The organism is Prevotella amnii CRIS 21A-A (assembly GCF_000177355.1).
Lineage (GTDB): Bacteria > Bacteroidota > Bacteroidia > Bacteroidales > Bacteroidaceae > Prevotella > Prevotella amnii.
This window is the reverse complement of record NZ_ADFQ01000104.1, coordinates 1-556: the sequence shown is the minus strand read 5'-3', so window position 1 is coordinate 556 and position 556 is coordinate 1. Positions and strand designations below refer to the sequence as shown.

Genomic DNA, 556 nt, shown 5'->3' with positions numbered 1-556 from the left:
ATAAGTCGCACTTCGAGTACAGGACTGTCACCTTATATTGTTATTCTTTCCAAAATATTCCTCTCGATTGACTTTTTCCTTTATTGTGGTCCTACTACCCCTATTACGCAATATACGTAATAGGTTTGGGCTTTTCCCCGTTCGCTCGCCACTACTAAGGGAATCATTTTTATTTTCTTTTCCTAGAGGTACTAAGATGTTTCAGTTCCCTCCGTTAGCTCTCCTAAATATTATAGGAGTAACATGTCTTCTACATGTTAGGTTGTCCCATTCGGAAATCCTTGGGTTAACAGTTATTTGCACTTAACCAAGGCTTATCGCAGCTTATCACGTCCTTCATCGCCTCCATGAGCCTAGGCATCCGCCATACGCCCTTTTTTACTTTCTTCGCTAACTCTTCCTTAAATAAGAAGAGTTGTAGCTCATACTTTCAGCTGTTGTGTGATTTCTATTTTCAAATTGAATTATTTTTATAATATAATCATTTCTTATAAAATAAGATTTGATTTTATTTCACTTACAGTTTATTTAATGTACAATATGTCAAAGATCGTCT

General features: G+C 36.0%; 1 rRNA gene. It reads right to left on the bottom strand.

Going from position 1 to position 556, the window contains the following annotated elements:
* A 23S ribosomal RNA gene (locus HMPREF9018_RS11150) occupies positions 1-388 on the bottom strand; the annotation flags it as partial.
* Positions 389-556: the final 168 nt, after the last annotated feature.